Source organism: Aeromonas sp. R7-5 (assembly GCF_040908015.1).
Lineage (GTDB): Bacteria > Pseudomonadota > Gammaproteobacteria > Enterobacterales > Aeromonadaceae > Aeromonas > Aeromonas caviae.
The window spans coordinates 17,315-37,885 of sequence record NZ_JBFOCZ010000015.1; the positions used below are offsets into that span (position 1 = coordinate 17,315).

A 20,571-nucleotide genomic window follows, 5' to 3' on the forward strand; every position below is an offset into this window, starting at 1 on the left:
GTCCTCAGCGTAAACACGGCAAACGGGCGATCCAGGGGGCAAGCCGAATGGCCTGCTGATCCCCCCGGGCCCTGAAGAGATCCTGCCCGACATGCTCATTGCCCGGCGGCGCAACCTGCGGCCAAGGCACCGCACCGGGCGGAGTGAAACAACGATCGTGTACCCGCGCGCTCTGGCGCAGATAGCGCCATAAACAGTCTCGCAAGAACCACTGGTCGATGTTCGGTGTTTCCATGGTACTGGGCTGATAGCTCGCCATCAGCGGCGCAAGGGGAGGCAGCACACCGGCCACACCGCCCCACATGCCGGCCAGCACCAGATCGGTGTGGCTCCACCAGTCACGCATGATATGGAACCAGCGCCCCGATGCAAGCCAGTCATCGACCGCCAGCCGCTCCCGCAGATTCAGCACGGAGTCCGCATCGCGCACAAGAAAGCGCCCCACTCCGGGATCATTGGCGACCTGGAAGCGCCAGCAGAGGCGCTGACGCTGGGATTGGCCATCGGGTTGCACCTTTATCTCGGCGCCATGTTCCTGCAGGCAGGCCAGAAGCCCCTGAGGGACACTGCCATCCACATAGAAGCGCACCCGCCAGCCAGGATAGAGGTAGGCTGCGGCCAGCACATTGTCGAGCGCTCCCCGCAAATAGCGGGGCTGTACTCCCCACAAGGAGAAGGCGATGACTGCCTGCTTCTCCCCCTGCTCCGCGAGCCAGTCATCCGGCCCCTCTGCCGGCAGCACCCACCCCGCGACGGGCTGCGAGACGGCCTCATCCTTGAGAGTCAGGGCACGGGTTCCCGCTTTCGCCGCTTCTTCATGGCGTCCTAGCTTGGCAAGGGAAGTGCAAAGCCCGTCATGGACCAGATAATCATCCGGCTCGCACCGCACCAGTTCGGCCAGGTGCGTCACGGCCCGCTCATGCTGATCGGAGCGCGAGAGGCAGACACAGAGATTGCGCAGCACCTCAGTGTTATCGGGCGCAGACCGGTACGCCAGCGTCAGCACCTGTGCCGCCGAGGCGGGATCGCCGGACAAAAAGAGGTAATAGGCAAACTGCAGTTGCAGGGGAACGGATTTGTTCGTCTCTGCGTTCAGCCTGTTCAGCACACGACGGATCGCCTCCTGGCGCTTCTCCTGCAGCCAGTGCCCATGTGCCTCCCCATCCCATCCCGCCGGCAATCTGCTCATCGTCCCCTCCTTGGTCCGAAAATGAATACACCGCCCGGAGGCGGTGTATTCATCATGGCAGGGTGTCAGGTCAGCTGACCGTGACAGTGCTTGTATTTTTTACCCGAACCACAGGGGCAGGGATCGTTGCGCCCGATCTTCTGCTCGTCGCGCACGAAGGTGGTATGGCCCTCGGCCCCACCCGTTTCCTCGTCGGCCAGCTGGTTTTCGGCCGTGGCATGGGTGTAGGTACGGGGAGCGGCTTCGGCCTGTTGGCGCTGCTGCTCTTCCATCGCCTCCACATCCCGCTCCTGCACTTGTACCCGGCTCAGGATGCTGACCACGTCGCGCTTGAGGGTCTCCAGCATCTGGGTGAACAGATCGAAGGATTCGCGCTTGTACTCCTGCTTGGGGTTCTTCTGGGCGTAACCGCGCAGATGGATGCCCTGGCGCAGGTGATCCATGGCCGCCAGGTGCTCCTTCCACAGACCATCAAGCGTTTGCAGCATCACCGCCTTCTCGAAGTTGCGCAGCACCTCCTTGCCGACCAGCTCTTCCTTGTGGGCATAGAGCTTGGTGGCTTCATCCAGGATGCGTTCGCGCAGCTTCTCTTCATACAGCTTGTCGTCTTCCGCCAGCCACTGCTGCAGCGGCAGATCCAGGGCGAAATCGGACTTCAGACGCGCTTCCAGACCAGGCACGTCCCACATCTCTTCCAAGGACTGGGGCGGGATGTACTCATCGATGATGGCGCCGTAGACGTCGTCACGGATGACGTGAATGGTCTCGGAGATGTCGTTGGTGTCCAGCAGTTCGTTGCGCTGCTCGTAGACCACCTTGCGCTGATCGTTGGCCACGTCGTCGAACTCGAGCAGGTTTTTACGGATGTCGAAGTTGCGACCTTCCACCTTGCGCTGGGCATTCTCGATGGCCTTGGTCACCCAGGGATGCTCGATGGCTTCGCCCTCTTCCATGCCCAGCTTCTTCATCATGCCGGTCACGCGATCGGAGGCGAAGATCCGCATCAGGGTATCTTCCATGGAGAGGTAGAAGCGGGAGGAACCCGGATCACCCTGACGACCGGAACGGCCGCGCAGCTGGTTGTCGATACGGCGGGATTCGTGACGCTCGGTACCGATGATGTGCAGGCCACCGGCCGCCAGTACTTCGTCATGACGCACCTGCCAGGCCGCTTTCAGCTCGGCAATCTGCTCGCTTGACGGGTTTTCCAGCTGGGCGATCTCCGCCTGCCAGTTGCCGCCCAGCACGATGTCGGTACCACGACCGGCCATGTTGGTGGCGATGGTGACGGCGCCGGTCTGGCCGGCCTGGGCGACGATCTCCGCTTCCATGGCATGGAACTTGGCGTTCAGTACCTTGTGCGGGATATTTTCCTTGGTCAGGATGCCGGAGAGCAGCTCGGAGTTCTCGATGGAGACGGTACCGACCAGCACGGGCTGGCCGCGCTTCACGCACTCGCGAATGTCCTGCACAATGGCCGCGTATTTCTCCTGGGCGGTCAGGTAGACGAGATCGCCCATGTCCTTGCGCACCATCGGCTTGTTGGTCGGGATGACCACGGTATCCAGGCCATAGATCTGCTGGAATTCAAAGGCTTCGGTATCCGCAGTACCGGTCATGCCCGCCAGCTTGTCGTACAGACGGAAGTAGTTCTGGAAGGTGATGGAGGCCAGGGTCTGGTTCTCGTTCTGGATCTTGACCCCTTCCTTCGCCTCGACCGCCTGGTGCAGACCGTCTGACCAGCGACGACCCGGCATGGTGCGGCCGGTGTGCTCGTCGACGATGACGATCTCGTCCTTCTGGACGATGTAGTCGACGTTGCGCTCGAACAGGGTGTGCGCGCGCAGGCCGGCATTGACGTGATGCAGCAGGCTGATGTTGGTGGCGGAGAACAGGGAGTCATCCTCGGCCAGCAGTCCCTCTTTCTTGAGCAGCTCTTCCACGAAGATCTGGCCGTTTTCGGTCAGCAGCGCCTGGCGGTTCTTCTCGTCCACCGTGTAGTGGCCGTCGCCGGTGTACTCCTCGGAGTCTTCCTTGTCCTGCTTGACCAGCAGCGGGATCAACTTGTTGATCTGGGTGTACATGGCGGAGCTGTCTTCCGCCGGACCGGAGATGATGAGCGGGGTGCGGGCTTCATCGATGAGCACCGAGTCCACCTCATCCACCAGCGCGTAGTTGAGCGGACGCTGTACGCGCTGCTCCGGCGAGAATGCCATGTTGTCGCGCAGGTAGTCGAAACCGAATTCGTTGTTGGTACCGTAGGTAATGTCGGCAGCGTAGGCATCGCGCTTCTGGGACGCATCCATACCGGGCACGTTGCAGTCCACCGTCATGCCGAGGAAGGCGAACAGCGGGCGGTTGGCTTCCGCATCACGCTTGGCCAGATAGTCGTTCACCGTCACGACGTGCACACCGCGGCCGGTCAGGGCGTTCAGGTAGGCCGGCAGGGTGGCCGTCAGGGTTTTACCTTCACCTGTCTTCATTTCTGCGATGCGGTTGGAGTTCAGCACCATGCCGCCGATCAGCTGGACGTCGAAGTGACGCATGCCGAACACACGGCGGGAGGCTTCACGGACGGTGGCGAACGCTTCCGGCAGCAACTGCTCCAGTGTTTCGCCCTGCTCCAGACGTTGACGGTACTCGGCGGTCTTCGCCTGCAGTTCCTGATCGGACAGTGCCTCGAACTGAGGCTCCATCGCATTGATTTGTTTTACAATTTTGCGCAAAGCCTTGAGCGTTCTGTCGTTCCGGCTGCCGATAATCTTGGTGAGCAGTGTGCTAATCATGGGTACCAACTGTTTTGGTTATATAAGCGTTCCGTCACTGGAACCTGAAGAAAAAACCTAACCCCGTCTGGCATTCAGAAAGCGCGCGGGGTTGACCTGACGACCATCTTTCAACACTTCGTAATGCAAATGAACTCCGGTTGCACGACCGGTTCGCCCCATCAGGGCAATCTTCTGGCCCTCATCGACCAGGGTGCCCACATCCACCAGCAACTTGGAATTGTGGGCATAGCGGGTGACCAGACCATTGCCATGGTCAATCTCCACCATGTTGCCAAACTCCGGATGGCGCCCCGCCCAGCTGACAATCCCCTTGCCTGTCGCCAGGATGGGGGTGCCGGGCCTGCCGCGGAAATCCACCCCTTTGTGCATCTTGGCGCGACCGTTGAACGGATCGACCCGCCCACCGAAACCGGAGGAGATCCAGACACGCTCCTGCTTGACCGGTGAGCCGGGGATGAAACCCGCATCGGTGATATGGTGGTTCATGATGAAGGATTCAAGTACCGACAGCTGTTCTTCGCGGCTGCTGAGCTGACGGCTGAGGTGTTCCATGGAATCTTGCAGTTCACCCAGGCTGACTTCCAGGTCTGCATCGTAGGAAGGGCCGCCCATGGGGGGCAGCTCCTTGAAGTTGAACTCCTCGGGATCGAGGTCCGCCTTCTCGGTCAGGCGCTCGCCGAGGGCGTTGAGGCGACCCAGTTGTCCCTGCATGGTGCCCACCTGGGCGGCCAGCATGGCAAGCTGTTCGCGGGCTTCATCGGCCCCTTGCGTGGATTTTTGCTGCTGCGCCAGGGTCAGCGCCACTTCCAGCGCCTCCATTTTCTGCTGCCAGCTCTGCCAGAGCCAGCCGCCCCCCAAGGCCAATACAGTGAAGAGAATACCGCCGACCCAGGCCAGACGTTGTTTGGGTAAGTGCAACCTGCGGCGCTGCTTACCGTGGAGGATCAGGGTAATGCTCATAGAAATCTGTCTTCTCGGTCAGGTGAGGCCAAGGGCCTGCACGGGCAATAAAACCGGGAGATAATCGGTATTAAAGGATGGAATAAACAAATGACAGGACGTCGGTGCGGAGAGAGGACCGACGTCCTGTTGCACAGCTATCAGGCCAGAACCAGACCGTTGTCGTAGTAAGCGATAGGCGCTTTGTCGCCCTCACCCTCGAAGGTCACCAGTTCCCAGGCCTCCTGCTGGGCCAACAGGGCACGCAGCAGCTTGTTGTTCAGGGCATGGCCCGTCTTGTAGGCACGGAATTCACCGATGATACTGCGATTGCACATGTACAGATCGCCGATGGCATCCAGCATCTTGTGCTTCACGAACTCGTCTTCGTAGCGCAGACCATCTTCGTTCAGCACCCGGTAGTCATCCAGCACCACGGCGTTTTCCAGGCTGCCGCCCAGTGCCAGGTTCTGGGAACGCAGGTACTCGATGTCACGCATGAAGCCGAAGGTACGGGCACGGCTGATCTCTTTCACGAAGGAGCTGCCGGAGAAGTCCAGCACGCAACGCTGGTTGCGGCCTTCAAACACCGGATGCTGGAAATCGATCTCGAGATCCATCTTGAAGCCGTTGCGATAGGGGTGGAATTCCGCCCACTTGTCGCCGTCTTCAACCCGGATGCTCTGCTTGATCCGCACGAACTGCTTGGGCGCGTTCTGTTCACGAATACCCACTTCCTGCAGCAGATAGATGAACGGATGCGCACTGCCGTCCATTACCGGGATCTCGGGGGCATCAACCTCGACATAGAGGTTGTCGATCCCCATCCCGGCCAGAGCGGCAGACAGATGTTCGATGGTCGACACGCGAACACCGGCTTCGTTCACCAGAGCGGTACAAAGCACGGTATCACGCACCTGATCGGCGTTGGCTGGCAGCGCGACCACAGGATTCAGATCGGTACGCAAGTAAACGATCCCTGTGTTAACAGGCGCCGGACGGAACGTCATAGTGACTTTCCGGCCCGAATGCAGGCCCACACCGGTGGCCTGGACACTCGTTTTCAAGGTTCTTTGTCTAATCATGGGCGTATCCGCTTTAACAGCTCAAATTCCTGACCAGATGGTCGTTGCCGGGCCATCTTAGCACAATCCTTAAGCAACAAACAAACCAGAGCCATCAGAGGCTTAGTCTGCCTGCTTGCGCAGGAACGCAGGAATATCGAGATAATCAGGTTCGCGACGAGCTTGCGGCTCGGCGTTCACCACCTTGGCCGGGGCCTCTTCCATCACGCGAGACTGCAGGGCTTCGCTGATCAGGGGCTGACGGGCCGGACGCTCTTGAACCATGTTGTTCTTGACCAGGGTGATGTCGGGCTTGCGCTCGGCACCGATACCGGTCGCCACTACGGTAACGCGCAGTTCGTCGTGCATTTCCGGGTCGATTACGGTACCCACCACCACGGTGGCGTTCTCGGACGCGAAGGCCTTGACCGCGTTACCCACGGTCTCGAACTCTTCGATGGTCATGTCCATGCCGGCAGTGATGTTGACCAGGATGCCGCGGGCACCGGCCAGATCCACGTCTTCCAGCAACGGGCTGGAGATGGCCTTCTCGGCCGCTTCTTCGGCACGGTCGTCACCGGAGGCGGAGCCGGTACCCATCATGGCGGTACCCATCTCGCGCATCACGGTACGCACGTCCGCGAAGTCGACGTTGATGAGGCCCGGGCGGGTGATCAGCTCGGCGATGCCCTGTACTGCACCCAGCAGCACGTCGTTGGCCGCCTTGAAGGCGTCCAGCAGGGAGATGCCGCGACCCAGCACCTTCAGCAACTTGTCGTTGGGGATGGTGATCAGGGAGTCGACGTTCTTGGAGAGCTCTTCGATGCCGTGAGCGGCGAAGCCCATCCGCTTCTTCCCTTCGAAGGAGAACGGTTTGGTCACGACGGCAACGGTCAGGATACCCATCTCGCGGGCAACTTCGGCCACGATCGGTGCAGCACCGGTACCGGTACCACCACCCATGCCGGCAGCGATGAACACCATGTCGGAACCGGTCAGCAGCTCGCGCAGCGCTTCCCTGTCTTCCATGGCGGCGTCACGACCCACTTCCGGGTTGGCCCCGGCACCCAGACCCTTGGTGATGCCACCGCCGATCTGCAAGGTGGTATTGGCACTGGAGTTGCGCAGTGCCTGGGCGTCGGTGTTCACGGTGATGAACTCGACACCCTCGATGTTTTGACGAACCATGTGCTCGACTGCGTTGCCGCCGCCGCCACCCACACCTATCACCTTGATGACGGCTTCGTCAGTGTGGCTATCCATAAATTCAAACATGTTGTCTCTCCGCTTTATTTGCCTGACTCAGCAAAATCTTTAGAACTCGCCACGCAACCAGTTGCTGACCCGTTTGACCAGCCCACCTACGCTTGCCTTGGCGGCATATTCCTTGTTACTGCCGGTGGATTGGTTGGTGCGGCCGTACTGCAACAACCCGACCGCAGTCGAGTACACCGGTGCCTGTACGTAGTCACTCAATCCCCGGATATTCATGGGCTCGCCCACCCGGACCTGGCTCTGGAAGATCTGCTCTGCGCACTCCACAATGCCTTCGATCTGGGCCGCGCCACCGGTCAAGACCACACCGGCGGCCAGCTGATGCTTGACCCCCTGTGCCTTCAATTCGCTCTGCACCCGCACCAGCTCGTCATTCACCATGGAGAGCAACTCGGTGTAACGGGGTTCAATCACTTCCGCCAGTGTCTGCCGTTGCAGGCTGCGCGCCGGGCGACCGCCGACACTGGGCACTTCGATATTGTCTTCCTTGCTGACCAGGCGGCCGAGGGCGCAGCCGTAGCGCACCTTGATCGCCTCCGCATCCAGCGGCGGCGTGCCGAAGGCATAGGCGATGTCGCTGGTCACCGTGCTGCCGGCATAGGGAATCACCTTGGTGTGACGCAGGGCGCCGCCGGTAAAGAGCGACATGTCCATGGTGCCGCCACCGATGTCCACCACGCAGACACCCAGCTCCTTCTCGTCTTCGGTCAACACGGCGTAGCTGGAGGCCAGGGCGGAGAAGATCAACTGATCCACCCGCAGACCCACCTTCTCCACACACTTCTCGATGTTGCGCGCCATGTCGTTGTGGCAGGTGATGAGATGCACCTTGGCTGCCATCCGCACGCCGGAGAGGCCGACCGGGTTCTTGATCCCTTCCTGATAGTCGATGGCGAACTCCTGGGGCAGCACGTGCAGCACCCGCAGCTCGTCAGACAACCGCACCGACTTGGCGGTGTGGATGACGTTGTCCACATCCTCCTGGGTCACCTCTTCGTCGGAGATGGGCACCATGCCGGTCTCGTTGCGGCAATCGATGTGCTTGCCGGACAGCCCCAGATAGACGGAACTGATCTGGCAGTCTGCCATCATCTCGGCCTCTTCCACCGCGCGGCGCAGGGACTTGACCACGGAGTCGAGGTCATTGACCCCGCCCTTCTCCATCCCGCGAGAAGCGTGGCTGCCCATGCCGATGACATTGAGTTCGCCATCAGGCAATACTTCGCCAACCAGTACCGCCACCTTGGTCGTGCCGATATCCAGTCCGACAATCAAATTTCTATCTGCGGTGTTGGTCATTCACTTTCTCTTCGCTTTTCTTCCAGCCAACTGCCATCCCGGTGTCGTATCGAAGATCCACGTAAGCAACCCGCTCACGGGGCTCGATGACCGGAAAGGCATCGATAAACCGCTGCAGACGAAGCGCGATATCCGAGCGCCCCACAAACAGCTGAATGTTGCCATCCAGGGTCAGTTCCCAGGCATGGCGGGGGGTCAGATTCACCCCCAGCAACTTGTATCCCTTGGCCGCCAGCAGCGTTTCGTACTGATGGCTGGCTTCCAGCACCTTGGCGGCCTGATCATCGGGCCCGGACAACTGCATCAGGGGCTTCTTCACCCTGTCCGGGGCACTGAACACCTCACCCTTGGTGTTGACGAAGCGGTTGCCGTTCCAGCGAGCCGCCACATCCTGTTCCGTGAGATAGACCTTGATCTTGTTCGGCCACTTCTTTCGTACCGAGACCTGGGCCACCCAGGGCAGAGCGTTCAGACGCGCCTGCAATTCGTTCACATCCAGCTCGAAGAAGTTGCGAAGTTCGGCACCATCCAGCACGGCAGCACGCAACTCATCGGCCTTCAAATATTCGTGTTGCCCCTGCAGCAACAGCTCGCTCATGGGCAACCGACTGGCATCCGTCAGCCAGTCTTTAACATCCAGCGCAGTCTGGTAGAGCCCCCACATGACCAGGATGAAAAATGCCACCCCGGCGATGAAGCCCCCCTTGGTGCGCCCTTGTGCCCTTGCCTCCACCCGATCGATCCCCGTAAAACGCGCCATGCCGGCCACTTGCAGACCGGTTCGCCATTATATAGGCCTCGGCTTGGCGGTCAAAATACTCATTGGGCCCTCAGGCACCGGATTTCATGCTATCCACGCTCAATTTCATCTCGCCGAGACGACGGGCCAGCGCACCGACGTTACCCGCCCCCTGGGTCAATACCAGATCCCCCTCACCAATCAGGTCGGCCAGCACCGCGGGCACATCGTCCGGCGTTGCGACAAAGATGGGCTCCAGGGTGCCGCGGGAGCGGATGGAACGGCACAAGGCACGGCCATCGGCACCGGGAATGGGCTCCTCACCGGCGGCATAGACCTCCAGCATCACCAGCACGTCCACCTTGGAAAGCACATCCGCGAAATCTTCGTAGAGATCCCTGGTCCGGCTGTAGCGGTGCGGCTGGAACACCATCACCAGCCGCTTCTCGGGCCAGCCGGCGCGAGCGGCGTTGATGGTCACCTTCACTTCACTCGGGTGATGACCGTAATCGTCCACCAGCATGGCCTTGCCACGGCCGGTTTCAAACTCGCCATATTGCTGGAAGCGGCGCCCCACCCCTTCAAACTTGGAAAGTGCCTGGATGATGGCCTCGTCGCCGATGCCGTCTTCGGTTGCCACCGCGATGGCGGCGGCGGCGTTGAGGGCGTTGTGGATGCCCGGCAGATTCAGGGTCACCTCCAGCTCACCCGCCCCTGCACGGCGCACCCGGAAGCGGCTGCGATTGCTGGTCTGCACGAAGTCCAGCACCTGCACATCGGCATCATCGCTCAGACCGTAGGTGAGGGTAGGACGGGCGATCTCCGGCAGCATGCCGCGGATCACGGGGTCATCCACGCACACCACGGCCAGGCCGTAGAACGGCAGGTTGTGCAGGAAATCGATGAAGGTGGCCTTCAACCTGGAGAAATCGCCACCATAGGTGTCCATGTGATCCGCTTCGATATTGGTCACGATGGAGACCATGGGTTGCAGATGCAGGAAGGAGGCGTCGCTCTCGTCCGCCTCGGCAATCAGATAACGGCTGCTGCCCAGGCGGGCATTGGTGCCGGCGCTGTTGAGCAGACCGCCGATGACGAAGGTGGGGTCGCGATCCGCCTCGGCATAGATGCTCGCCACCAGACTGGTGGTGGTGGTCTTGCCGTGGGTCCCGGCGATGGCGATGCCGTGACGGAAGCGCATCAGCTCAGCCAGCATTTCGGCGCGGCGCACCACGGGAATACGCAGCTCGCGGGCAGCCAGCAGCTCGGGGTTGTCCTGCTTGATGGCGGTGGAAACCACCACCACGCTGGCACCGTCCACATGCTCGGCACTGTGACCGACAAAGATGTGTGCGCCCAAAGAGGCCAGGCGTTCGGTCACCCCGTTGCGGGCCAGATCCGAGCCGGTCACCTGATACCCTTCATTGGCAAGCACTTCCGCAATACCGCCCATACCGGCGCCACCGATGCCGATGAAGTGGATGCGACGCACGCGGCGCATTTCGGGGATAACGGTACGCAGTTTTGCCAGTTCAACCTTGGTCATAGTTCTTTCTCAATTCGCGGCCACAGGCCATTTTCATTCGGCGACATTCATCAGTTCGAAGACAGAAGCGGGGCCTTGGCGGCACATCTTGGCCTTCCATCTCGTTTGGCTCAGCCGGTGGCGAGCCGTTTGCACTCATCGGCAACCCGTTCGGCAGCATCGATGATGGCGACCCGGCGCGCGGCCTGGGCCATGTTCAACAGAGTTTCCCTGCGCCCGGCGAGCCAGGATAGGCGCGACGCCAGCGCCGCCGGCGTCAGCTCGGACTGGGGCAGGAACTCGGCCGCACCGCCGTCGACCAGGGTCAGGGCGTTGCGGGTCTGGTGATCGTCCACCGCATGGGGCAGGGGCACGAAGATGGCGGCCACACCGGCGGCGGCCACTTCGGAGACGGTCAATGCGCCGGCGCGGCACACTACCAGGTCCGCCCAGGCATAGGCATCCGCCATGTCCTTGATAAATTCACTCACCTCGGCCTCGACCCCCAGCCCGGCATAGGAAGCAGCCACGGCCTCCCCGTTACCCTTGCCGCATTGGTGACGCACCTCGATGGGCACACCGGCAGCTGCAACCGCAGGAGGCACCTGCTCGTTGAGGACCCGGGCCCCCAGGCTGCCACCAACCACAAGCAGGCGCAGAGGATCGCTGCTGCTACGCAGTTGGGGATCCGGCAGCGCCACCACCTCGGGGCGCACCGGGTTGCCCACCACGGCGGTGCGGGCATTGGGGGCGAAGGCACCGGGGAAGGCCATCAGTACCCGCCTGGCAATACGGGCCAGCAGCTTGTTGGTCAGGCCAGCGGCGGCATTCTGCTCGTGAAGCAGTAGCGGAATGCCGGACAGCCAGGCGGCCACGCCACCCGGGCCGGAGGCAAAGCCCCCCATGCCCAGCACCACATCGGGCTGGATGGTCTTGAGCACCTGGCGGGCCTGAAGCACGGATTTGATGACACGGTAGGGCGCCGCGAGCAGACGCTTGATGCCGTTGCCACGCACCCCCTGGATGTCGATGAAGGAGATGGGATAACCATGGGCAGGCACCAGCTCCGCCTCCATCCGGTCGGCAGTGCCGAGCCAGTGGATGGTCCAGCCCTGGGCCTTGAGGCGATCGGCGACGGCCAGGCCGGGGAACACATGGCCCCCGGTACCACCCGCCATCACCAGTAACGTCTTGCTCACACAACCTCCCGCACGCGCGCCTGGGCACTCGCCTGGCGTAACTCGAAATCGATACGAATCAACATGCTCACCGCCACCATCATGATGATGAGACTGGAGCCGCCATAACTGACCAGCGGCAGGGTCAGCCCCTTGGTAGGCATCATGCCGCTGGCGGCACCGACGTTGACGAAAGTCTGGAAGCTGAACCAGATGCCGATGCCGATGGCCAGATAACCTTCATAGAGCCGCTCGGCCACCAGCGCCTGGTGACCCAGCTTGAGCGCCTTCACCGCCAGCGCAAAAATCAGGAAGAGTGCGCCAAGCACCCCCACGTAGCCCAGCTCTTCGCCCAGAATGGCGAACACGAAGTCGGTGTGGGCCTCCGGCAGGTACTCCATCTTCTGGATGGAGTTGCCGAGCCCCTCGCCAAACCAGCTCCCCCGACCAAAGGCCATCAGGGACTGGGTCAGCTGATAGCCGCTGCCAAAGGGATCGGCCCAGGGGTCGAGGAAGGAGGTCACCCGCCGCATCCGGTAGGGCTCCGCGATGATCAGGGTCACCACTGCGCTCACCCCCACCAGGATGAGACCGATGAACTGCACCAGCCGGGCACCGGCCAGGAACAGCATCCCGAGGGAGGTGACGAACATCACCACCACTGACCCGAGATCCGGCTGGGCCAGCAGCAGGATGGCCACCACGAACAGCACCGCCATGGGTTTCATGAAGCCGATGAAGCGTTCGCGCACCTCGCTCTGGCGGCGCACCAGATAGCCCGCCAGATAGACGAACAGCGCCAGCTTGCCGAACTCAGCCGGCTGCAAGTTGAAGGGGCCAAGCGGCAGCCAGCGTACCGAACCGTTGACGCTGCGGCCCACCAGCAACACCATCACCAGCAGCACGATGGCCAGCAACAACATGGGGCCGTTGTAGTGCTGCCAGCGTGCCATGGGTACCTGCAACACGAACCAGGAGATACCCAGCGCCATCACCAGGAACATGCCGTGGCGCTTCACGAACATGAAGGGATCGTTGTTGATGGCGATCCCCTCAGGAATGGAAGCTGACGCCACTATCACCAGCCCGACGCCCATCAGGGCGAGAGCCAGTACCACCAGCTGCCGATCGTAGAGACCGGCGGGGCGCGCCGGTAGCAACCAGCGCTGCAAGAATCCCGCAACCACGCGCAGGGCGTTCATAAGCCCATCACCAGTTCGGTGAAGCGATCGCCGCGCGCTTCAAAGGATTTGAACTGATCCAGGCTCGCACAGGCCGGCGCCAGCAGCACCCAGTCACCGGGCCTGGCATCGACCGCCGCCTTGGCGACAGCAGCGTCAAGATCGGCAACCCGCTCGGTCTGTTCGCCCAGGGCCAGCAGCACCTCGGCATCCTGACCAAAGCAGTACATGTGATCGATCTGGCTGCCGAGCAGCGCCTGCACCGGGCCGAAGTCCTGCCCCTTGCCCTGGCCACCGGCCAGCAGCAGCAGGCGGCCCTTGACCGCTTCACGCACCCCGGCCACGGCGGCCAGGGTCGCCCCCACGTTAGTGGCCTTGGAGTCGTTGATCCAGCGCACCCCATTTACCTCCCGCACGAAGCGGGCACGGTGAGGCAGGCCTTCAAAGCGGCGCAGCGCGGCAAGTTGTGCCTCGCGGGGAATGCCCACCGCATCGCACAGGGCCATGGCCGCCAGGGCATTGGCCTGGTTGTGGGCACCCACTATCTTCATCTCGTCCACCGCAAGGAGCGGCTCGCCGTGCAAAGTCAGCCAGTGACGGCCCTCCAGCTCGCAGCGACCGTAGCCGTTGCAGTCGAGGCCGAAACTCTGCCACACCTGACCCACATCGGGCAGGGTCTGGGGATCGTCGCGATTGATCAGGATGTGCTGGGAGTGCTGATGGATCTCCATCTTGGCGGCGCGGTAATCCGCCATGCCGGCATAGCGATCCATATGATCTTCACTGAGGTTCAGGACCACGGAGGCTGCGGCCCGCAGGCTGTAGGTGGTCTCGAGCTGGAAGCTGGAGAGTTCCAGCACGCAGAGATCCATGGGCTGCTTGAGGAGCGACAGCGCCGGGGTGCCGATATTGCCCCCCACACCGACCTTGAGTCCCGCCTCGGCGATCATCTCACCCACCAGGGTGGTGACCGTGCTCTTGCCGTTGGAGCCGGTGATGGCGATGACGGGCGTCTGGGTTTCACGCACGAACAGTTCGATGTCACCGACGATGCGCACCCCGAACTCGGCGGCGGCCTTCAACTCCGGAGTCGCCAGGGCGATGCCCGGGCTCGCCACTATCATGTGCGCCTGCTTGAGCCGCTCCGCGTCCAGCCCGTGGATGAGCTCCACCTCGGGGGGAAGCTCGTCCTTGCCCGGCGGATTGGCACGGGTGTCCATCACCAGCGGCGTGACGCCGCGGTCGAGGAAGTAATCGACGCAGGAGAGTCCGGTTTTGCCGAGTCCGATGATGATGACCATTGCTTACCTCACCTTCAGGGTGGCGAGGCCAAGCAGCACCAGCATGAGGGTGATGATCCAGAAGCGCACGATGACGCGCGGCTCCGGCCAGCCCTTCTTCTCATAGTGGTGATGGATGGGGGCCATGCGGAAGATCCGCACGCCGCGCAGTTTGTAGGATCCGACCTGCAGGATCACCGAGACGGTCTCCATCACGAAGACGCCCCCCATGATCACCAGCAGGAACTCCTGGCGCACCAGCACGGCTATGGTACCGAGCGCGCCGCCCAGGGCCAGGGAACCCACGTCCCCCATGAAGACCTGGGCCGGGTAGGTGTTGAACCAGAGGAAGCCCAGGCCCGCGCCCACGATGGCGGTACAGACGATCACCAGTTCGGAGGTGTAGGGCACGTAGGGAATGTGCAGGTAGTTCGCGAAGTTGACGTTGCCGGTCGCCCAGGCGATCAGGGCGAAGCCTCCCGCCACCATCACGGTGGGCATGATGGCGAGGCCATCCAGGCCATCGGTCAGGTTGACCGCGTTGGAGGTACCGACGATGACGAAGTAGGTCAGCAGGATGAACATCAGGCCGAGCTGGGGCATCACATCCTTGAGGAAGGGGACCACCAGCTGGGTCTGGCCATCGTGGGTGGCCGTGGCGTAGAGGAAGACCGCCACACCCAGCGCGACCGCGGACTGCCAGAAGTACTTCCAGCGGGCGATGAGGCCGTCGGTGTTCTTGCGCACCACCTTGAGATAGTCATCGGCAAAACCGATGGCGCCATAGGCCCCCAGCACGAACAGCACCAGCCAGACATAGGGGTTGTCGAGGCGGCACCAGAGCAGCACAGAAGTGAAGATGGCGGCAATGATCATCAGGCCGCCCATGGTCGGGGTGCCCTTCTTGCTGAGGTGGGATTCGGGACCGTCGTTGCGGATCACCTGGCCGAACTTCATGATCTGCAGGCGACGGATGAGGCGCGGCCCCATCCAGAGCGCCACCACCAGACCGGTGATGATCGACAGGATGGCGCGAAACGTCAGGTAGGAGAAGACGTTGAAGAAGGTGAAGTGCGGGGTGAGCAGTTCCGCCAGCCAGACTAGCATGTGGCTGACTCCTGATGGCCCTTGACCATCTCGACGATATCTTCCATGCGGGAGCCACGGGCGCCCTTGACCAGAATCGAAATTTCCTGATGTGTCTTTATCATTTGCGCAAGCACTTCAAACAACGACGCCTTGTTATCGAAATGTCGGCCAGCCGCGGCATCTGCGGTGTGGCGACTCTGTTCCCCTACGGTCAGCACGGCATCGAGGCCCTGCTCACGGGCGTGGTGTCCGACCCGGGCATGCTGCGCGGCGGACTCCTCACCCAACTCCTTCATGTCACCGAATACCAGCACCTTGTAACCGTTCATGGCGGTCAGGGCATCGATACCCGCCAGCACGGACTCCACGCTGGCGTTGTAGGTGTCATCCACCAGGGTGAGGCCACCCCAGCGTTGCACGCAGAAACGGCCCTTGACCGGCGCCATCTGCTCCAGCCCCGCCTTGACGGACGCAAGCGATGCGCCCAGGGCCAGGGTCCCGGCGGCAGCAGCCAGGGCGTTGGCCACGTTGTGGCGACCCGGAATGGCCAGGGTCAGGTTCACCTCTCCCTGGGGCGTCACCATCACGAACCCGGCACAACCCTGCTCGTTGAGCACGATGTCGCGGGCGTGGAACGGCTGACGCCGATCCTCGAGGGAGAAGGCGCAGTGGATGCCCTTTTCACGCCACTTCGGCCAGAACTCGTTGTCGGCATTGACGATGGCGGTGCCGCCCTCGCCTAGCCCTTCGAAGATTTCGCTCTTGGCATGGAATACCCCTTCCAGCGAGCCGAAACCCTCCAGGTGGGCGGCCGCCACGTTGTTGATGATGGCGGCATCGGGTTTGGCCAGCGAGGTGGTCCAGGCGATCTCGCCCGGGTGGTTGGCTCCCAGCTCCATCACCGCGAACTGGTGTTGCGGCTCGAGGCGCAGCAGGGTCAGCGGCACCCCCACCTCGTTGTTGAAGTTGCCGGCGGTGGCCAGCACCTCCCCTTCACAACGCAGGATGGCCGTCGCCATCTCCTTCACCGTGGTCTTGCCGCAGCTGCCGGTGATGGCGAGCACTTTCGGATTGATGCGCTCGCGCACCAGCCTGCCCAGACGCCCAAGCCCCTTGAGGGTGTCGCCCACCACCAGTTGTGGAATGGCCAGCGGCAATTCGCGCTCCACCAGCAGGGCACTGGCGCCGGCGGCAACCGCCTGGTCGCAGAAATCGTGTGCGTCGAAACGCTCGCCGCGCAGGGCCACGAACAGCGCCCCCGCGCCCAGGGTCCGGGTGTCGGTGCTGACCGCCGTGATCTCATGGTCGCCCCCGATCAGACGGGCATCGAGCACCTGCGCCAGGTCGGCAAGCCTGAGGGTCATCATTTGAATGACTCCATTAATGTGTGCAAGGCGGCTGCGACGGTTTCCCGATCGCTGTAGTGCCGCTTGTCGGTTCCAATGATCTGATAATCCTCGTGGCCTTTGCCGGCCACCAGGATGATGTCCTCTTTGCTCGCTTGGCTCAGTGCCAGCTGGATTGCCTTGGTCCTGTCGTGCTCGATCTGCACGGCGCCGGGATCGCGAAGACCCGCCACCATGTCGGCCATGATCCGGGCCGGCTCCTCGGTACGGGGATTGTCGTCGGTCAGGATCACGCAGTCAGCATGCTGCTCCGCCATGGCAGCCATCATGGGACGCTTGCCGCGATCCCTGTCGCCACCACAACCCACCAGGCACCAGAGCCGCCCTTCACAGTGCACCCGCAGGGCCTGCAAGGCCTTCTCCAGCGCATCCGGGGTGTGGGCGTAATCGACCACGGCGAGCGGCGCATTGCCACCGCCGAAGCACTCCATGCGACCGGTCACCGGTTGCAGTCTGGGGGCCGTCGCCAGCAGGTCATCGAAGTCGTAGCCGAGCACCAGCATGGCACCCATGGCGCCCAGCACGTTGCTGACGTTGAAGCGGCCGAGCAAGGGGGCGGATAATACACCATTCCCCCAGCTGGAGTTAATGCGCGTATCAAAACCTTGTTGGTGGAAATGGGGATCCTGCGCCGTCAGTTGTCGTCCGGCATGGTTTTCAATCGGACCATGAACCCCGACGGCCACTGCACCGGGATAGGTCGCCAGCCATTGCCGTCCCAGATGGTCATCGGCGTTGATGACGGCGCAAGGCTCATCCACCAGCTTCAGCAGCTCCTCCTTGGCGGCGGCATAGGCCTCCATGGTGCCGTGATAGTCCAGATGATCCCGGCTCAGGTTGGTGAAGACTGCCGCGGCAAACGGCAGGGCCGCCACGCGATGCTGCACCAGACCGTGGCTGGAGACCTCCATCGCCACCAGATCGGCCCCCTGCTGCTGCAAGGCGGCCAGATTGGCCTGCACCTGGACCGCGCTGCCCGTAGTGTTCTCTGCTTCGATGAGCTCGCCAAACAGACCGTTGCCTATGGTGCCCATGACCCCGGCCTTGCCCCCCAGCAGGGTGCGCCAGTTGGCCACCAGCAGGGCCGTGGTGCTCTTGCCGTTGGTGCCCGTGATGCCCACCAGTTGCAGCTTTTGCGCAGGGTGACCGTAGAAATGACCGGCCAGCTCGGAGAGACGAGCGGGAAGATCCCTCATGCCGATGCAGGGGATCTGGGTCGCCGGAGGGACGAATTCTCCGTCCTCCTCAAACAGCACGGCGGTCGCTCCCTGAGCCACCGCCTGTTCGATGAAGCGCCTGCCATCCACCTGATGGCCACGAATCGCCACGAAGAGCGAGCCGGGACCGACCCGCCGGCTGTCGAGCTGGAGATCGGTGAGGGAAAGCGCAGGGGCATCGATGCCGAAGCGGCTCATCAGTTGATCAAGTGTGCGGGGCGGCATGGGAAGCCTCCGAAAATGCGGGAATGCGGGCGCTCGTACACGCCATGGAAAACGCCCCGACAGCAGCGGGGTCGATGGAAAAAGCCGTATGCCCGTCAAGTACGCGGTGCGCCATTGTTGGCCTCCGTGCGGGCAAGCTTGGCGGGTACCTCGGGCGGGATCGCATCGGGACGGATGTTGAAGAGCTGCAACACGCCTCCCATGGCCTCCGCAAAGGGCGGGGTCGCCACGGCACCGCCGTAGTAGGCATCCCCCTTGGGTTCGTTGATCACCACCACCATGACGAAACGGGGATTGCTGGCAGGCGCGAAACCGGCAAACCAGGCCATGTAGTCCTTGCCATAGCCCCCAGCCACGGCCACCTTGGCGGTACCACTCTTGCCACCGACCCGATAACCGGGGATCTGGGCCTTGGGAATGGCATTGCTGACCACGTACTCCAGCGCCTGCAACATGGCAGCGGCGTTGTTGTGATCGATGACCTGCTCACCCTTGGGCGGCTTGGTCACCTTGATGATGGAGAGCGGAACCCGCTTGCCCTTGTTGGCCAGGGTGGCGTAGGCGGAGGCCAGCTGCAGCGGGGTCACTCGCAGACCATAACCGAACGACAGGGTGGCTCGCTCGATGTCGGACCAGCGGCGACGCTGGGGCAGCATGCCGCTGCTCTCCCCCATCAGGCCGCTGCCGGTGTCCATGCCGAAGCCCACCATGCTCAGGGTGTTGATCATCTCCTGGGCCGGCATCCGCAGCGCGATGCGCGACATGCCGATGTTGGAGGAGTAGCGCAGGATGTCGTAAAGGTTGGTCGCCTTGTGGATACTCACGTCACGGATCTGCTTGGCCCCGATGAAGAGGGGGCCGCCCGGGATGAAGTCCTTCCAGCTGGTGACACCGGCTTGCAAGGCACTAAGCAAAATCAATGGCTTGACCGTGGAGCCCGGCTCATAGGTATCGGTCACCACCCGGTTTCGCACCCGGAAACTCTGGTATTGGCCACGGTTGTTCGGATTGTAGGAAGGGGTGTTGACCATGGCGAGCACCTCGCCGGTCTTCACATCCAGCATCACCATGGAGCCGGAGGTGGCCTTGTTCTCGTCGGTAGCCCGTTTGAGGGCGCGATAGGCCAGCGCCTGCACCCGCTGATCGATGCTCAGTTGCAGATCGTTGGCGTGCTTGCCCTCTTTCACCAGGCCCAGGCGCTCGATGACGCGGCCCTGCCTGTCCTTGCGCACCCGCATCTCGCCAGGGGTTGCGGTCAGCCACTCGTTGTAGCTGCGCTCAATCCCCTCGATGCCGCTGCCATCGATGTTGGTCACCCCCACCAGGTGGGAGCTTATCTCGCCGGTCGGGTAGAAACGGCGCGCCTCGGGGCGCAGATAGATGCCCCCCAGCTTCAACCCCTTGATGTACTCGGCCACCGCAGGCGTCACCTGCCGCTGCAGATAGACGAAGCGCTTGCTCGGGTTGGCGATGCGATGCTTGAGGGTGTTGATGTCGAGCTTGAGCACGGCGGAGAGTGCCAGCCAGGCACGCTCGTTGTGGATGGCACCGGACTCGTGCACCGTCTTGGGATCGGCCCAGACCGCTTCGACCGGCACGGATACCGCCAACTGTTCGCCATTGCGGTCCGTGATCATGCCGCGCACCGCCTGGGTGGAGGTGGTGCGCAGGGAGCGCATGTCCCCCTCCTGGCGCAGTCTGTCCGGATCGATCACCTGGATCCAGGCCAGCCGCAGGATCAGCCCCGCAAACGCGATGCCGATGAAGAAAACCAGGGTACGAAAGCGCCACGGGTAGAGTGAGGGTGCTTTCGCCTTGGCTTTGTCCTTTGCCGGAGCCTTGGTGGCGGCCTTGCGTGTCATGGTTGTGTAATTACCTTTTCAGTGGTCACCAGGGGACGAGCCATCTGCAACTTGTCCATGGCCAGACTCGCCACCCGGGAATGCTCAGCCAGTGTGCCCTGTTCCAGCAAGAGGTGGCGCCACTCGATGTTGAGCCTGTCCTCCTCCGCCATCAGATCGTTCTGCTTGGCCGTCAGACCCCGGGTCATGTTGGTCACCAGGATCACCGCAAAGGCGGTGACCAGCACGGCGACGGTCAACAGGACCTGCAACTTGTGGCGCCAGAGATCCGCAACGATCTCCCTGGCGAGGTGAACGCGCACATCGCTCATCGT

General features: G+C 62.4%; 16 protein-coding genes. All 16 read right to left on the minus strand.

Annotation, left to right across the window (positions count from 1 at the left end; genetic code table 11):
- Positions 1 to 4: 4 nt before the first annotated feature.
- The 16 genes from AB5Y53_RS05460 to ftsL all read right to left on the minus strand — a co-directional run bounded on the left by AB5Y53_RS05460 (position 5) and on the right by ftsL (position 20,568).
- On the minus strand, positions 5 to 1,189 hold the full coding sequence (locus AB5Y53_RS05460; protein WP_368181300.1) for a tetratricopeptide repeat protein: 1,185 nt from the start codon (positions 1,187 to 1,189) through the stop codon (positions 5 to 7).
- A gap of 65 nt (positions 1,190 to 1,254) precedes the next feature.
- Positions 1,255 to 3,975 carry a preprotein translocase subunit SecA gene (secA, locus tag AB5Y53_RS05465; RefSeq protein WP_039040496.1) on the minus strand — a complete coding sequence of 907 codons (2,721 nt, stop codon included), beginning with the start codon at positions 3,973 to 3,975 and terminating at the stop codon, positions 1,255 to 1,257.
- A gap of 57 nt (positions 3,976 to 4,032) precedes the next feature.
- On the minus strand, positions 4,033 to 4,938 hold the full coding sequence (locus AB5Y53_RS05470; protein ID WP_039040495.1) for a M23 family metallopeptidase: 906 nt from the start codon (positions 4,936 to 4,938) through the stop codon (positions 4,033 to 4,035).
- Positions 4,939 to 5,078: 140 nt separating this feature from the next.
- On the minus strand, positions 5,079 to 6,002 hold the full coding sequence (gene lpxC / locus AB5Y53_RS05475) for a UDP-3-O-acyl-N-acetylglucosamine deacetylase (protein ID WP_010675831.1): 924 nt from the start codon (positions 6,000 to 6,002) through the stop codon (positions 5,079 to 5,081).
- A gap of 102 nt (positions 6,003 to 6,104) precedes the next feature.
- Positions 6,105 to 7,256, minus strand: coding sequence for a cell division protein FtsZ (ftsZ, locus tag AB5Y53_RS05480; protein ID WP_005305686.1), 1,152 nt, complete (start codon positions 7,254 to 7,256; stop codon positions 6,105 to 6,107).
- A gap of 39 nt (positions 7,257 to 7,295) precedes the next feature.
- Positions 7,296 to 8,555: a cell division protein FtsA gene (gene ftsA / locus AB5Y53_RS05485; RefSeq protein ID WP_010675832.1), complete on the minus strand. Its 1,260-nt coding sequence runs from the start codon at positions 8,553 to 8,555 to the stop codon at positions 7,296 to 7,298.
- Complete coding sequence (locus AB5Y53_RS05490; RefSeq protein ID WP_029314839.1) at positions 8,536 to 9,288, minus strand: cell division protein FtsQ/DivIB; 753 nt, start codon at positions 9,286 to 9,288, stop codon at positions 8,536 to 8,538. Before AB5Y53_RS05490 ends, ftsA begins: the two co-directional genes overlap by 20 nt.
- Positions 9,289 to 9,385: 97 nt before the next feature.
- The gene (murC, locus tag AB5Y53_RS05495) at positions 9,386 to 10,840 is read right to left on the minus strand and encodes a UDP-N-acetylmuramate--L-alanine ligase (protein WP_041211792.1); all 1,455 of its coding nucleotides are present in this window, start codon (positions 10,838 to 10,840) and stop codon (positions 9,386 to 9,388) included.
- A gap of 110 nt (positions 10,841 to 10,950) precedes the next feature.
- On the minus strand, positions 10,951 to 12,018 hold the full coding sequence (gene murG / locus AB5Y53_RS05500) for an undecaprenyldiphospho-muramoylpentapeptide beta-N-acetylglucosaminyltransferase (RefSeq protein WP_010675835.1): 1,068 nt from the start codon (positions 12,016 to 12,018) through the stop codon (positions 10,951 to 10,953).
- A complete protein-coding gene (gene ftsW, locus AB5Y53_RS05505; protein WP_042015093.1) occupies positions 12,015 to 13,199 on the minus strand; it encodes a cell division protein FtsW in 1,185 nt (394 codons plus the stop codon). The genes murG and ftsW overlap by 4 nt, the downstream gene beginning before the upstream one ends.
- Positions 13,196 to 14,479, minus strand: a complete 1,284-nt coding sequence (murD, locus tag AB5Y53_RS05510) for a UDP-N-acetylmuramoyl-L-alanine--D-glutamate ligase (RefSeq protein ID WP_368181301.1) — start codon at positions 14,477 to 14,479, stop codon at positions 13,196 to 13,198. Before murD ends, ftsW begins: the two co-directional genes overlap by 4 nt.
- 3 nt (positions 14,480 to 14,482) lie before the next feature.
- Positions 14,483 to 15,565 carry a phospho-N-acetylmuramoyl-pentapeptide-transferase gene (gene mraY, locus AB5Y53_RS05515; protein ID WP_010675838.1) on the minus strand — a complete coding sequence of 361 codons (1,083 nt, stop codon included), beginning with the start codon at positions 15,563 to 15,565 and terminating at the stop codon, positions 14,483 to 14,485.
- Complete coding sequence (murF, locus tag AB5Y53_RS05520) at positions 15,559 to 16,914, minus strand: UDP-N-acetylmuramoyl-tripeptide--D-alanyl-D-alanine ligase (protein WP_368181302.1); 1,356 nt, start codon at positions 16,912 to 16,914, stop codon at positions 15,559 to 15,561. The genes mraY and murF overlap by 7 nt, the downstream gene beginning before the upstream one ends.
- Positions 16,911 to 18,395: a UDP-N-acetylmuramoyl-L-alanyl-D-glutamate--2,6-diaminopimelate ligase gene (murE, locus tag AB5Y53_RS05525; RefSeq protein ID WP_368181303.1), complete on the minus strand. Its 1,485-nt coding sequence runs from the start codon at positions 18,393 to 18,395 to the stop codon at positions 16,911 to 16,913. Before murE ends, murF begins: the two co-directional genes overlap by 4 nt.
- Positions 18,396 to 18,490: 95 nt before the next feature.
- Complete coding sequence (locus AB5Y53_RS05530; RefSeq protein WP_010675841.1) at positions 18,491 to 20,257, minus strand: peptidoglycan glycosyltransferase FtsI; 1,767 nt, start codon at positions 20,255 to 20,257, stop codon at positions 18,491 to 18,493.
- Positions 20,254 to 20,568, minus strand: a complete 315-nt coding sequence (ftsL, locus tag AB5Y53_RS05535; protein ID WP_010675842.1) for a cell division protein FtsL — start codon at positions 20,566 to 20,568, stop codon at positions 20,254 to 20,256. The genes AB5Y53_RS05530 and ftsL overlap by 4 nt, the downstream gene beginning before the upstream one ends.
- Positions 20,569 to 20,571 lie beyond the last annotated feature (3 nt).